A 14,117-nucleotide genomic window follows, 5' to 3' on the forward strand; every position below is an offset into this window, starting at 1 on the left:
TTACTCATAAATAATAACTAACGACTGTCTTACAACAGTTCGTTAGCCATCTTCACGAGGTTCTCTTGAGTGAAGCCAAACAACTTAAATAGCTCACCCGCTGGCGCAGACTCACCAAAGGTGGTCATTCCTAAGACCTTTCCATCGAAACCAACATACTTATGCCAGAAATCGGCGATACCCGCTTCAACTGCAATTCGTTTACGGACTGCGAAAGGCAATACAGATTCACGATATTCGGCTGATTGCGCATCAAAAACATCTGTTGCTGGCATAGAAACTACTCGAACAGCCTTACCTGCAGCGCTCAGTTCTTCATAAGCAGCCACGGCAAGTTCAACTTCGGAACCCGTTGCAATCAAAATAAGTTCTGGCGTAGCAGCACAATCTTTCAATACATAACCACCACGAGCAACATCAGCCAGTTGTTGAGCATCACGCGCTTGCGGTGCCAAACCCTGACGAGAAAAGATTAACGATGTTGGGCCATCTTTGCGTTCAATCGCATGACGCCAAGCAACCGCTGACTCTACCGAGTCACAGGGACGCCAAGTGCTCATGTTGGGGGTTAAACGTAAACTCGCAGTTTGTTCTACCGCTTGGTGAGTTGGACCATCTTCACCCAAACCGATCGAGTCATGGGTATACACAAAAATAGTCGGTTGCTTCATTAATGCAGCCATGCGTAAGGCATTACGTGCGTATTCCATAAACATTAAGAAAGTCGCACCGTAAGCTTTTAAACCACCATGTAAGGTCACACCATTCATGATTGCCGACATACCAAACTCACGCACACCGTAATGCATATAGTTACCGGAAGCGTCCTCAGCAGTCACCGCTTGAGAACCAGACCACATCGTAAGATTAGACGGAGCCAAATCTGCGCTGCCACCCAGTAATTCAGGCAATTTAGGACAAAAAGCTTCTAAGGTTTTTTGTGAAGACTGACGCGTCGCGACTTTAGCTTGGTTAGCTTGTAAATCAGCAATATACGAATCAGCAAATGCTGTCCAATCACTTGGTAAGTCGCCGTTCATACGACGTTTATACTCGGCCGCAAGTGCTGGGTAAGCAGCTTCGTAGCCAGCAAATAACTGATTCCACTCTGATTGTGATGAGCCACCAGCCTCTTTTGCATCCCAAGCTTGATAAATATCTTGAGGAATTTCAAAAGCAGCATAGGGCCAATTTAAAAATTCACGAGCAGCCGCTATTTCGTCAGCACCAAGTGGTGCACCGTGACAATCGTGGCTACCCGATTTATTCGGTGAACCAAAACCAATCACAGTTTTACAACAAATCATGGTTGGCTTGCTTGTTTCAGCTTTGGCTGCCGTAATCGCAGCCGCAATTGCGTCGCTATCATGGCCATCGACACCACCAATCACATGCCAACCGTAAGCTTCGAAACGTTTCACGGTATCGTCGGTAAACCAACCTTCGACATCACCATCAATCGAAATGCCATTGTCATCCCAAAAGGCAATCAATTTACCTAAACCTTGAGTACCAGCAAGTGAACAAGCTTCGTGAGAGATCCCCTCCATCAAGCAGCCATCACCGAGAAAGGTGTAGGTATAATGGTCAACCACAGGAAAACCATCTTTGTTGAATTGAGCCGCTAATATTTTTTCTGCTAAAGCCATACCCACAGCGTTGGTAAGACCTTGACCAAGCGGACCGGTAGTGGTTTCTACACCCGGCGCATAACCATATTCTGGGTGGCCTGGCGTTTTAGAATGTAATTGGCGAAAGTTTTTTAGTTCTTCGATAGGCAGTTGATAACCAGAAAGATGCAGTAGAGAATACAACAACATCGAGCCATGACCATTCGATAGAACAAAGCGGTCACGATCTGCCCAATTTGGGTCATTCGGGTTATGTTTCAAAAAGTCGCGCCATAGCACTTCAGCAATATCAGCCATTCCCATGGGGGCTCCAGGGTGACCAGAGTTAGCTTGCTGAACTGCATCCATACTTAAAGCACGAATGGCGTTGGCGAGTTGACGACGAGAAGACATGAATTTCTCCTGCAAATTATAGGCTATAGGGTATCGAGAGGCGCGTATTGTCACAAAGTCAACGATGTTACTCAATAATTATCTAAAAAGAATCGGTAAATTTATGGCTGAGTTCCACTTATTGAGTACTCACGTGGACAATTACTCAAAATAATGGCGCAAATAACAGAACCGAAGAGACAATGTCCCAACGCAAAAATGTCTAAGTGATACCGATCACGTTTTTTTGATTAAAATCATACCAACCTGTCGCAAAAGCACGTAACCTAGTTACACACTCCTCGCTCTGGAGTGGTGACAACACAATCAAACATTAAATGATTAGCAATAACGGATTATTCCTTTGATAGATGAGTTATCGGCTTCTACGCCTCTCCACCCCTTAATTCATTTTCGTCATCCGTTACCTGCGACAAGAGCTTATTTTATATGTTTGAACCGCTGAGTCGGCACCAACGAAACAGCATGGTGATTTACTTTCACCCCAACTAAGCGCTGATTAATTTTATGGACGTATGAATAATTATTCATACGTTGAAGTCATTCTTGCTATTAAGGTTTTAGATTTAAAATGCCTAAGTCTCCCAACTTTCGGTTTTTTCAAGGTGGATTAATCAAGCACCGAACCACCCCTAAATTCTTTACCACCCAATACGATTACATGGTTCTGATTGCTCTTTCTGGCTTTGTTGGCGCAACCGTCGGTTTAGTGATCGCGATGTTTGAAGAACTGATTAATTGGGTTGGTGACTTTCGGATTCACTTAGTCGAGAGCGCTTCGCTAAGTCCTTTCTTAAGTATTATCGCAGGTGCCTTGATTGGCGCTCTGATCACCGCCTTGGGATTTTGGTTAACGGCTCGCTTTGCGCCGGAAGCTTCAGGAAGCGGGATCCCGCACTTAGAAGGCGCTCTGGATGGCTTACATGATATCCGTTGGCGTCGAGTGCTACCGATAAAGTTCTTCGCTGGGGCGCTCACCATCAGTTCCGGAATGGTACTTGGAAGAGAAGGTCCTTCGATTCAAATCGGTGGTTCGGTAGGTCGAATGTTTGCCGGCAGGGCCAAACGTTATCAACACGCCACCCATATCTTAACAGCGGCGGGTGCTGCCGCTGGTTTAGCGGCCGCCTTTAACGCCCCTTTGGCCGGCGTGCTATTTGTAATTGAAGAGATGCGGCCGCAATTTCGCTATAGCATTACCTCATTCAAATGCGTCACCTTGTCTAGCGCCGCGGCAACCATTGTGATGCGCTCGATTCATGGCCAATCGGCAGTGATGGATATTCCGAACTTTTCGATTCCAGCACTCAACTCTCTGTGGTTATTCGCTTTACTAGGAATTATTTTTGGTATTGTTGGCGTTAACTTTAACCGTTGGGTCTTGAGTACCACGGCTAAAGTACAACAGCTCCAAAAAAACCGAATTTCGCGGATCGTGATGACAGGTGCGGCATTTGGTGCAGTATTTGCGACCCTGCAAAGCTTGGTTCCCGATATCACCGGCGGCGGAGTAGAACTCATCACCGAGTTGTTTAGAAATCCAATTGTTTGGGGTGTTTGCCTGTTATTGTTTGTGCTTCGCTTATTTACGACCATTGCGAGTTTTGGTTCGGCTGCACCTGGGGGAGTATTCTCTCCCATGCTCGCACTGGGCACTCTGCTTGGATTAGCATATGGCAGCTTAATGGCAAGTTATTTTCCTGACCTGGTTCCTGAACCAGGCATCTTTGCCATTGCTGGCATGGGGGCTCTGTTTGCCGCAACAGTTCGAGCGCCAGTCACTGGCATCATTTTAGTGGTTGAGATGACCGATAACTACCAGCTCATTTTGCCGTTACTGGTTACTTGTTTAGGAGCGACCTTCATTGCCCAAGCCTTGAAAGGGAAATCACTATATTCTGAACTATTGAAGCAATCACTGCGTAACAATCCTGAAATCAAACGTCAGATCAACGAAAGTCACGAGGATAGTAAAACAAGCTAAACTCGCAATCGCTGTGCGTAAGGATCAGGCATTACGGTTCAAAATAGTAAATGACCCAGATATACAGCCATCACATCGGAAAGCACGAGCCCAAAGTTAAAGTCATCGCCAAGAACGATAGCACAATTGCTGAGCTTGTTCTTTTCGTCCCTCGTCGGCAACACTCAGCAGCGACTTGTTATATGGTACATAACATTTGATTCAGCGCTTCCCAAATAAAAATCATCAGTAAAGTGGGCTTTAAGCCCGGTAACAGTATTGCTGCAAGCCCCCTGATTCAGTCGCGAGGGTAGCCATTCTCACAGATTATTCGCAGATTCATGATTTAATGAGCGAATAGAGTGGAAAAATAAAGTCAGCGAAACTAGAATAGACGTCCAGATGGTCATCCATCTATACGTCATCAACATTACATTCTAAGAGAGTCCAATCACATGACTACACACTTGTTTACTTCAGAATCAGTGTCTGAAGGGCATCCAGACAAAATTGCAGATCAAATTTCTGACGCTGTATTGGACGCAATTTTAACCCAGGATCCCAAAGCCCGTGTAGCTTGTGAGACTTACGTCAAAACGGGCATGGTGATGGTTGGCGGGGAAATCACAACCTCAGCCTGGGTGGATATTGAAGAATTAGCTCGCTCAACGGTACGAGAAATCGGTTATACCCACTCCGACATGGGTTTCGATGCAGATTCTTGTGCGGTATTAAACGTGGTTGGGAAACAATCTCCAGACATCAACCAAGGCGTTGACCGTGCTCGACCAGAAGAACAAGGTGCCGGAGACCAAGGTTTAATGTTTGGTTATGCGACCAACGAAACCGATGTGCTTATGCCAGCACCTATTACCTACTCTCACCTACTAGTCAAACGCCAAGCAGAGGTTCGCAAGAATGGAGTCTTAAGCTGGTTGCGCCCAGATGCAAAATCTCAAGTTACCTTTGCTTATGAGAATGGCATCATTACCGGGATCGATGCAGTAGTCCTTTCGACCCAACATTGCGACAGCATTTCCACCGAAGATTTGCGTGAAGCGGTAATGGAAGAAATCATTAAACCAGTGCTTCCAGCACAGTGGCTCAATGACAAAACCCAGTACCATATCAACCCCACAGGTCGTTTTGTCATTGGTGGGCCAATGGGCGACTGTGGCTTAACTGGCCGTAAGATCATTGTGGATACCTATGGCGGCATGGCGCGTCATGGCGGGGGGGCTTTCTCCGGTAAAGATCCATCAAAAGTGGATCGTAGTGCCGCTTATGCAGGCCGTTATGTCGCCAAGAATATTGTCGCAGCAGGTTTAGCAGAGCGTTGTGAGATTCAAGTGTCTTATGCGATTGGAGTCGCCGAGCCGACTTCTATTAGTATCGAAACCTTTGGTAGTGGTAAACTCGCTGAAGACAAATTGATTGCCTTGGTACGCAAGCATTTCGACCTTCGCCCTTATGGTATTTTGAAAATGCTCGACCTGGAGCGCCCCATCTATCAAGCCACAGCCGCTTATGGTCACTTTGGTCGCAACGAGTTCCCATGGGAACAAACCGATAAAGCCGAAGCCCTGAAAGCCGATGCTGGCCTATAAACCCAAGCTTCACTAGCTTGAAGCAGCCGAAAGCGTATAATCAGCGATTATCCTTTCGGCTTTTTGGATCTTAAGGTGCAACAACTTTCGCAACAGGTTGAAGCTTGCTTTCAACAAGCAGAACGCTTCTATCAACGTGCATTTACACGACCAGAAATCGTGTTATCGGCACGTCGCAGTAAAGTTGCGGGCAGCGCCAACCTAATTCAATGGCGACTACGCTTTAATCAGCATTTTTACCAACAACAACCACAACACTTCCTCGCTCAAACCGTGCCTCACGAAGTGGCTCATCTAATTTGCCACGCCCTCTATGGTCGAATCAAACCACACGGCAAAGAATGGCAAACCTTGATGCAACAGGTGTTCCACTGCTCACCTACAACCACCCATCGTTACTCCCTGGAAACTCTCGAGCTAAGCACGGTGATGTATCGCTGCCAGTGCCAAAACCATCAATTGGGGATCCGCCGTCATAATAAAGTACTGCAAGGGGCTCGCTATCAATGTAAACGCTGTAAACAAACCTTGGTTGCTCAATAAACCATAACTTGCCAGCCAAATGAGCAGCACTAACAACCGCAACGATTTGCAGGCTAGGCTTCGAGCGACGAACAGTTTATCCTTAACAACCTTATTTGCTTCAATTTTCACTCGCTCAGGAGCCGACACTTAGCATGCGTATTCCTCGTATTTATCAACCCTCCCCACTCAACGTTCAGCAAATCGTTGAATTAGATAGCGAGGCCGCCAACCATGTCGGTCGAGTATTACGGATGACAGCAGGCCAACACTTAGAGCTATTTAATGGCGACGGCAACAATTACTCCGCAAGTATCGAAAGTAGCGGCAAGAAGCAGGTGAGTGTAAAAATATTAACGCAACAACTTAATGCCAGCGAATCCCCCCTCAGGATCCATTTAGGACAAGTGATTTCCCGCGGTGACCGCATGGAATTTACCATTCAAAAATCGGTGGAACTGGGGGTCAATAAAATCACCCCACTCACCAGTGAGCGCTGTGGGGTCAAACTTAACCAAGAGCGTTTTGAGAAAAAACGCCAACAATGGCAAAAAATCGCGATTGCCGCCTGTGAACAATCAGGGCGCAGTGTCGTACCCGAGATCGCCGAACTACAGAGTTTTGAGCAGTGGGCTGGTGAAAACAGTCAAGCAATGAAGTTGAATTTGCATCCAAAGGCCCCATATAGCATTAAGACCCTCCCCATTCCGCTGCATGGCGTAAGATTGTTGATCGGGCCCGAGGGAGGGCTCACAGAGCAAGAAATTGCGGTCTGTAACCAGCATCACTTTCAAGAGACCCTACTCGGTCCACGAGTGCTGCGCACCGAAACTGCCGCACTAACAGCAATAACGGCTTTGCAATGTCAATTTGGAGACTTAGCATAAATGAGTATTAAACTCGGGATCGTGATGGACCCCATCACCCAAATCAATATTAAGAAAGACTCAAGCTTCGCCATGTTGATGGAAGCGCAAGCACGTGGCTATCAAATCTATTACATGGAAATGCAAGACTTGTATCTGGAAAATGGTCGCGCAGCAGCCGCTATGCGCCCTTTGGCAGTCCAAGAAAATGCCCAGTCTTGGTTTGAATTAGGCCCAGAAGTCGATCAAAGTTTAAGTGAATTAGATGTGATCCTGATGCGTAAGGATCCCCCCTTTGATACCGAGTTTATCTACGCCACCTACATTTTGGAGCGCGCCGAGAGCGAAGGTTGTTTAATCATTAACAAACCTCAAAGCTTACGCGATGCCAACGAAAAACTATTTACCGCCTGGTTTGCCGAATTCACTCCGACAACCCTGGTCAGCAGTGACATGAAGCGTCTGAAAGCTTTCCATCAACAACATCAAGATGTGATCATGAAGCCACTGGATGGGATGGGCGGCGCTTCGATATTTCGCTTAAAACAAGGCGATCCCAATGTTGGCGTGATCCTCGAAACCTTAACCAACCACGGTCAAGAGTACTGCATGGCTCAGTGTTTTATTCCTGAAATTGTCGACGGCGACAAACGGATCTTAATCGTGGATGGCGAGCCGATGCCCTATTGCCTAGCAAGGATCCCTTCAGAAGGTGAAACTCGCGGTAATTTAGCCGCGGGCGGACGCGGTGTGGCTCAACCGCTATCAGAGAGTGACTGGAAAATAGCAAACGCAATTGGCCCAGAACTCAAAGCCAGAGGGCTGGTATTTGTCGGCCTCGATGTGATTGGTGATAAAGTCACCGAAATTAACGTCACCAGCCCGACTTGTATTAAAGAAATAGAAGCAGCCTTCAATATTTCGATTACAGGCAAGTTAATGGATGCCATTGAAGCTAAACTTATAGTATCAACCTAAGTGAAGTGGTCAGCCATGAATACACTGCAAAACCAGTTCTTATTAGCGATGCCTAGCCTGAATGACCCGTTTTTTAAACGAGCGGTGGTTTATATCTGTGAGCATAATGAACAGGGCGCGATGGGCTTAGTCATTAATGTACCAGTGGATCTCTCGGTCGAATCACTACTGGCACAAATCGAACTACATGACGCTACCGAAGTACATCGAGAGCATCTAGACCGCCCGGTATACCAAGGTGGACCGGTGGCTCTGGAGCGTGGATTTGTGTTGCATTCATCCATGCATGGCTTTAGCAGCAGCTTGAAAGTAAGCGACGATCTGATGGTCACCACCTCCAAAGACGTATTAGACACACTTGGTACAGACGCCCAGCCTTCGGATTACATCGTCACCTTAGGTTATGCCAGCTGGGAGGCGGGTCAATTAGAACAAGAGATTGCCGATAATTATTGGCTTACCCTGCCAGCCAATAGCGAAATCATCTTCAAGGTTCCCAGCAATAAACGCTGGGAGGCTGCAGCCAAAAGCCTGGGGATCGATGTTTGGCAACTGTCCAGTGAAGTGGGGCACGCCTAACATGGCAAGAGCTGGAGAACGTTCGGTATTAGCCTTTGATTTTGGCACCAAGAGTATCGGGGTAGCTATCGGCCAAGAGCTCACCGCCAGCGGCAAACCGTTGGCAGCGCTCAAAGCTCAGGATGGTATCCCCAACTGGCAAACGGTGGAAAAACTACTGGCACAATGGCTACCCGACCTGCTGGTTATCGGCTTACCCCTCAACATGGACGGCAGTGAGCAGGAGCTGACCACCCGTGCAAAAAAATTCGCCAATCGCTTACATGGGCGATTCGGCTATCCCATTGCGCTGCAGGACGAGCGTCTAACCACCGTTGATGCCAAGGAAAAACTGTTTGAATTAGGTGGTTACAAGGCGCTAGAAAAAGGTGCTGTCGATAGCCTCGCGGCCGCCTTAATCTTTGAAAGCTGGTGTTCAGAACAAGTTTGAGCGCCTAAGCCTTAAATCCGGCGAAACAACTTAAGCCGATGAGAGCAAGGGACGCGATCCACTGCTACCAATCTGATTCATGATATGACCTATTTATTGCGCAAAATAAAGTTGTCGATAACGAGGCATAAACTGCAGTAACGAGTGAATCTAATTACAAGATGAATAACGTAATTAGCACTGATTTAGGCCCGCAAAATGAACTGATAATTAGCTAGATTGGTATGATACGAGGCGCTCTCCCACTCACTCCTTGCTCGCATAAAGAACAGCTAAACCTCTCATGAACGGAAAGCGGTGTGGTTCGCAGCGAAAATATCAATCATCATTCAATTAGCTGTTATTAACGTCACAAATATCAGGCGAATAAATGCGCAAAATCAATTTGCCCACAGGCAATTTCAAACACCGAGCAAGCATATCTCAAACAAGTCATCCGATATACCGAGTATATTTAAAGCCCCTATTTATAACGTTGAGATCATAAAATTTTTAATTCATGACAAAGCTGTAAAAAATTGAATAAAAACACTCTCATACATATATCAAGTCGATACCCCGAACCCGCCGGTCAAAAAACAGCCAAAACTATCCGCTAAATATTTCCCTAAATATGTGATGAAACTAGAAATTAATACAATAAAATTAATGTGTTAGCTCATTTTAATAAATACAAAGACATTCATCACAAAAAAATATTAAGAGATTATTATATTACAAATGAACGCGTCACACTGATGACTAATATTAACGACTAAAAGCACCGATTGAAGTGTCATGTTACCTGTAAAACAAGCCAATAAATTTAATCACAAATTTAAAGACCACTTACATCAAACATTCGCGAAGTTCATGAGGATGCTGGAAAAATAAAATGTCTTATAAAAAAATAAATAATAATACTCTACGCCTAAGTACCCTTGCCTTAATCACATCCAGTTTATTACTCACCGGATGTAATGATAGTATTGAATACACCGCTGATGGAAAGGATGATGCTAGTCAGCAACAAGATCTACAAGTTAAAAATGCTCCCTTTGGCTGGGTTACGCAATATAAAGATCCAGACGGTAATGCTCATCAAATTACTGGTGGCGCAGGTGCCACTGAAGACAGTATTTATGTCGTTTCTAGCCGTCAAGAATTAAGAGATGCACTGAATAACATTAATAGCGAAAACTATATTTCCGGAGATAGTGCTGCCGAATTGAAAGCCAAACTTGAGCCCAAAATCATCTATTGGCAAGGTACGATTCGCGGTGATGAATTAAGCGATGGTAGCTATGCGGATGCCGAATACTATAAGTCCAAACCAAATAGAACTAAATTTGATTTTGATCTCTATGTGAAGGCTTTCGACCAAGATTATCGCGATGAATTGCAAGCGACCATCGACGCAAATGGCGCTGATGCGGAGGCCGCTAAAACGGAGCTTGACCTGTTAAAAAGACAGAATGGTCAACGTTCTCAATATGCCAATAATCAAAAATCACAAATTCAATTTCAAGTACCACCCAATACGACTCTGTTAGGGGTCGGCAATGATGCCAAGTTAATTGAAGGCTATTTATCTCTAAATACACTGAGCCATACCTTTGATCGCACAGATAACAGCAACATTATTATTCGCAATATCACTTTCCAAGCTCCCCGTGATTTTGCTCCTGCGTGGGATGCTGGCGATGGTGACTCTGGTAATTGGAATGCTCGGTATGATGCCGTATCGATTAATGCCAGTAATAACATATGGATTGACCATTGTTCATTTTCTGATGGAGACCACCTTGACAAAGACGAAGAGAATATTTTCGGTAAACATGTCCAACGCCATGATGGCTTGTTAGATATAGAAGATGACTCCGATTATATTACTCTCTCTTATAATATTTTTTCAGAACACGATAAAACAATGATCATCGGCTCTGGAGATGGCGATACCGGAGACTATCGTATTACCTTCGAAGGTAACTATTGGAAGAACAATAAACAACGCACTCCACGAGTACGCTTTGGCAAAGTTCATTTAATTAATAACTATCATCAAGGTGCAACTGACGCCGATTACCCCATTCTGTATGCCATTGGAATGGGTTATGGATCATCGATACTTTCTGAAAGTAATGTATTTGATTTCCAAGGAAGTGGTGCTGAAGAAAGCACAATTATTGGTGCTTATAAAGGAAGTAAATTTAAAGACAATGGTTCTTGGTTTAATGATGAGCCCGCTACAGAATTAAATCAAATAGCCATAAATAAATGTACCGAGCTACAAACAAAAGAAAAAGAAAAAGCAGCCCTGGAAAATAAAGAGCCAGCGAGTTGGGCATTAGAAACTTGTACCAACCAGTTAGATTGGACCCCTCCTTATAACTATACAGTGGGCCGTAATCCATCGGTGGTTAAAGATTATGTGCTGGACAATGCAGGCATCGGAAAACTAAATATTTCTGTTCCTAAATAATTCATTCAAAAAAGCCTCGAAAGATTCGAGGCTTTTTTTTATTAATTGAATACAATTATGATTGCGGATTCGACCAAATTTCTGGATCAATTTGTTTTTGCAATTCTGGATGGTCCTTACTATCAAAGCAAGGAAGCTTACCCGCATCTAGTTGACGGTTATAATCTTTTGCCAGCTTAACCACAACGCCCGACAACATCAGGATCGCCACGAGGTTAACAATTGCCATCAGTCCCATGGATACATCGGCCAGGTTCCAAATAATATCAATTTTAACCACCGCACCAAACATCACCATCGCCAACACCAATAGACGAAAGATCCACAAACCAGCTTTATGATTATGCTCAAGAAAAATCAGGTTAGTCTCTGCGTAAGAATAATTCCCGACAATTGAAGTGAAAGCAAAAAAGATGATCGCAACACCAACAAAATAGCTCCCCCAAGCACCAACTTGACTACTAAGCGCTTGTTGAGTGAGCGCAATCCCGCCACCCGCAAGAGACTCATTATAACTCAGCAAAATAATCGCCGCAGTGGCAGTGCAAATGACAATAGTATCGATAAATACCCCCAACATTTGCACATACCCCTGGGAAGCCGGATGCGGAGGATAAGGCGTCGCGGTTGCAGCCGCATTCGGTGCGCTGCCCATACCCGCTTCGTTGGAAAACAATCCTCGTTTGATACCATTCATCATTGCGGCAGCGAAAGCACCAGCTCCCGCCTCTTCAAAACCAAAGGCCGAGCGGAAAATAAGACTAAACACCTCAGGCATCTTATCGATGTTGATTACCACAACCACCAAGGCAACTAAAACGTAGGCTAAAGCCATCACGGGCACCACCAGTTCCGCGAATCGAGCAACACTGCGGATCCCGCCAAAAATGATCAAGGCTGCCGCAGCCACTAATACTAGGCCCACCAATACCTTATCGAATCCAAAAGCTTCATTGAGGGCGGAAGCGATAGAATTGGCTTGCACCGCATTAAAAACCAAACCAAAGGCAACTATCAGGCAGATGGCAAAAACCACGCCCATCCAGCGTTTACCTAAGCCTTGTTCCATGTAATAAGATGGACCACCACGAAAGTTACCATCGCTATCTTTAACTTTATACAACTGCGCAAGGCTACTCTCTGCAAAACTAGTCGCCATGCCCAGGAAAGCAATTAACCACATCCAAAATACCGCGCCCGGGCCACCCAGTGTGATAGCCACGGCAACCCCAGCGAGGTTACCAGTGCCGACTCGCGCCGCTAAACTCGTACATAAGGCCTGAAAAGAAGAAATACCACTAGCATCGCCCTTACGGCTAGACTTCATCACTGAGAACATGTGGCCAAAATGTCTAATTTGAATGAACCCAGTTCTAATCGTAAATAACACCCCTGAGCCAACCAATATATAAATTAGTAGATTTCCCCAAAGTACATCATTCATCCAGTTTATAACTTCATTCATACCTATTATTCACCTCTTTTTTGGACGTTGATGTCATACCTTCAACATACTTTTGCGGAGGCGAAGTTTAGAGAGGCACCAATAACCATGCTTTGATATATAACAAAAACAAGATAAAAAAGCGCATATATATAAATAAAAGGCATTAACGCTATAAAATAACCACTTTAATCCTACAAAATAGCTATATGTTTTGCGATTTATAGTCAAAAAAATGCAGCTCAGAAACTTTTTTGTAACATTGGTATTTTACTTTCATTGAACCTGTGGTACTTATTAACTGCAACAACATACAAGGAGATAACCATGGATAGGCTAGACTTGGATACTGTTGAAACCAGCAAGGCTTCTCGCAGCTCAAACAAAAAGCGCAAATGGCGAGAAATTGAGGCAATAAAAGATAAAATCCGCTTACAGAAGGAACTACAGTCAATCGACCATAGTTTCGATCTTCATACCGAATACGAATATTAATCTGTGACGAAATACGAATATGACAGGAAACCCGGTTAAGCCGGGTTTTTATTATATTCGCAAGAGCCCCCCTTCAACGGAAGGGAGAAATCATCGAAGACTCATCCTCTGCGGTACAAAAGTTAAACTATTTGTCAATTTTTACGACTCACCTAATCTCGCCTACAAAAAAAGCGTGAGCTAAGCCCCAAGAACTGCAAACGACACATGCAAATTATAATAATTAGCGCTAAATTCTTCATCGAAACGTTTGCGCAAACGTTTCGATGAAGAGTAAATCTAAATAAAAATCGTTCCCTAATCACTGACAGAGATGATAACTATCATGAAAAAAGCACCCCTACTCAATGCTGAACTGTCTTACATTATCGCCAAATTGGGCCATCAAGATCAGCTCTGTATCGGCGACGCTGGCCTACCAATCCCCGACAGCTGCCAACGCCTTGATCTCGCATTAACTAAAGGCATTCCTAGCTTTATTGACACCGTTAAAGCGGTACTTGGTGAAATGCAAATTGAAGCCGTGACTCTCGCCGAAGAAACCTTGAGCCATAGCCCACAGTTGCATGCACAGTTGCTCCAGCTAATCCAACAACAAGAGCAATTATCGGGTCAGTCAATCCGCCTTAATTTGCTAAGTCATGAGACTTTTAAACAACAAACAGCAAGTGCAAACGCCGTCGTCAGAACTGGCGAATTCACCCCTTACGCCAATGTTATTTTCCACGCAGGCGTGGTGTTTTAGCCC

12 protein-coding genes are annotated in these 14,117 nt (G+C 44.9%); 10 read left to right on the plus strand and 2 right to left on the minus strand.

Annotated elements, in window-relative coordinates; all coding sequences use genetic code 11:
* Positions 1 to 29: 29 nt before the first annotated feature.
* Positions 30 to 2,024 (minus strand): transketolase, encoded by a 1,995-nt coding sequence (gene tkt, locus ACRRS0_RS18165; protein WP_432451802.1) that lies wholly within the window; start codon positions 2,022 to 2,024, stop codon positions 30 to 32.
* 571 nt (positions 2,025 to 2,595) lie between these two features.
* Here tkt and clcA point away from each other — a divergent pair.
* The 8 genes from clcA to ACRRS0_RS18205 all read left to right on the plus strand — a co-directional run bounded on the left by clcA (position 2,596) and on the right by ACRRS0_RS18205 (position 11,430).
* Positions 2,596 to 4,008 carry a H(+)/Cl(-) exchange transporter ClcA gene (clcA, locus tag ACRRS0_RS18170; protein WP_432451801.1) on the plus strand — a complete coding sequence of 471 codons (1,413 nt, stop codon included), beginning with the start codon at positions 2,596 to 2,598 and terminating at the stop codon, positions 4,006 to 4,008.
* A gap of 434 nt (positions 4,009 to 4,442) precedes the next feature.
* Positions 4,443 to 5,594, plus strand: a complete 1,152-nt coding sequence (gene metK / locus ACRRS0_RS18175) for a methionine adenosyltransferase (protein ID WP_432451800.1) — start codon at positions 4,443 to 4,445, stop codon at positions 5,592 to 5,594.
* A gap of 75 nt (positions 5,595 to 5,669) precedes the next feature.
* On the plus strand, positions 5,670 to 6,137 hold the full coding sequence (locus ACRRS0_RS18180) for a SprT family zinc-dependent metalloprotease (RefSeq protein ID WP_432451799.1): 468 nt from the start codon (positions 5,670 to 5,672) through the stop codon (positions 6,135 to 6,137).
* 134 nt (positions 6,138 to 6,271) lie between these two features.
* Positions 6,272 to 7,003 (plus strand): 16S rRNA (uracil(1498)-N(3))-methyltransferase, encoded by a 732-nt coding sequence (gene rsmE, locus ACRRS0_RS18185; RefSeq protein ID WP_432451798.1) that lies wholly within the window; start codon positions 6,272 to 6,274, stop codon positions 7,001 to 7,003.
* The gene (gshB, locus tag ACRRS0_RS18190) at positions 7,004 to 7,960 is read left to right on the plus strand and encodes a glutathione synthase (protein ID WP_432451797.1); all 957 of its coding nucleotides are present in this window, start codon (positions 7,004 to 7,006) and stop codon (positions 7,958 to 7,960) included.
* A gap of 15 nt (positions 7,961 to 7,975) precedes the next feature.
* Entirely contained in the window at positions 7,976 to 8,539 is a 564-nt protein-coding gene (locus tag ACRRS0_RS18195; protein WP_432451796.1) for a YqgE/AlgH family protein, read from the plus strand.
* A 1-nt stretch (position 8,540) separates the two neighbouring features.
* Positions 8,541 to 8,969: a Holliday junction resolvase RuvX gene (ruvX, locus tag ACRRS0_RS18200; protein WP_432451795.1), complete on the plus strand. Its 429-nt coding sequence runs from the start codon at positions 8,541 to 8,543 to the stop codon at positions 8,967 to 8,969.
* 874 nt (positions 8,970 to 9,843) lie between these two features.
* Positions 9,844 to 11,430 (plus strand): pectate lyase family protein, encoded by a 1,587-nt coding sequence (locus tag ACRRS0_RS18205; protein ID WP_432451794.1) that lies wholly within the window; start codon positions 9,844 to 9,846, stop codon positions 11,428 to 11,430.
* Positions 11,431 to 11,485: 55 nt separating this feature from the next.
* On the opposite strand, the gene ACRRS0_RS18210 is transcribed toward ACRRS0_RS18205, so the two are convergent.
* The gene (locus ACRRS0_RS18210; RefSeq protein ID WP_432451793.1) at positions 11,486 to 12,895 is read right to left on the minus strand and encodes an alanine/glycine:cation symporter family protein; all 1,410 of its coding nucleotides are present in this window, start codon (positions 12,893 to 12,895) and stop codon (positions 11,486 to 11,488) included.
* A gap of 306 nt (positions 12,896 to 13,201) precedes the next feature.
* Here ACRRS0_RS18210 and ACRRS0_RS18215 point away from each other — a divergent pair, with 306 nt between their 5' ends.
* Both ACRRS0_RS18215 and rbsD read left to right on the plus strand, forming a co-directional pair.
* On the plus strand, positions 13,202 to 13,369 hold the full coding sequence (locus ACRRS0_RS18215) for a DUF3545 family protein (protein WP_432451792.1): 168 nt from the start codon (positions 13,202 to 13,204) through the stop codon (positions 13,367 to 13,369).
* 325 nt (positions 13,370 to 13,694) lie between these two features.
* Positions 13,695 to 14,114 carry a D-ribose pyranase gene (gene rbsD / locus ACRRS0_RS18220; RefSeq protein WP_432451791.1) on the plus strand — a complete coding sequence of 140 codons (420 nt, stop codon included), beginning with the start codon at positions 13,695 to 13,697 and terminating at the stop codon, positions 14,112 to 14,114.
* Positions 14,115 to 14,117: the final 3 nt, after the last annotated feature.

This window comes from Agarivorans sp. QJM3NY_29, assembly GCF_050870835.2.
Taxonomy (GTDB): Bacteria; Pseudomonadota; Gammaproteobacteria; order Enterobacterales; family Celerinatantimonadaceae; genus Agarivorans.

Bases quoted from the DNA above. Each gene is read 5' to 3' on its own strand.
- rbsD (WP_432451791.1), top strand. From the start codon at position 13,695: ATGAAAAAAGCACCCCTACTCAATGCTGAACTGTCTTACATTATCGCC.
- rsmE (WP_432451798.1), top strand. From the start codon at position 6,272: ATGCGTATTCCTCGTATTTATCAACCCTCCCCACTCAACGTTCAGCAA.
- ACRRS0_RS18215 (WP_432451792.1), top strand. From the start codon at position 13,202: ATGGATAGGCTAGACTTGGATACTGTTGAAACCAGCAAGGCTTCTCGC.
- tkt (WP_432451802.1), bottom strand. From the start codon at position 2,024: ATGTCTTCTCGTCGTCAACTCGCCAACGCCATTCGTGCTTTAAGTATG.
- ruvX (WP_432451795.1), top strand. From the start codon at position 8,541: ATGGCAAGAGCTGGAGAACGTTCGGTATTAGCCTTTGATTTTGGCACC.
- metK (WP_432451800.1), top strand. From the start codon at position 4,443: ATGACTACACACTTGTTTACTTCAGAATCAGTGTCTGAAGGGCATCCA.
- ACRRS0_RS18210 (WP_432451793.1), bottom strand. From the start codon at position 12,895: ATGAATGAAGTTATAAACTGGATGAATGATGTACTTTGGGGAAATCTA.
- clcA (WP_432451801.1), top strand. From the start codon at position 2,596: ATGCCTAAGTCTCCCAACTTTCGGTTTTTTCAAGGTGGATTAATCAAG.
- ACRRS0_RS18195 (WP_432451796.1), top strand. From the start codon at position 7,976: ATGAATACACTGCAAAACCAGTTCTTATTAGCGATGCCTAGCCTGAAT.
- ACRRS0_RS18205 (WP_432451794.1), top strand. From the start codon at position 9,844: ATGTCTTATAAAAAAATAAATAATAATACTCTACGCCTAAGTACCCTT.
- gshB (WP_432451797.1), top strand. From the start codon at position 7,004: ATGAGTATTAAACTCGGGATCGTGATGGACCCCATCACCCAAATCAAT.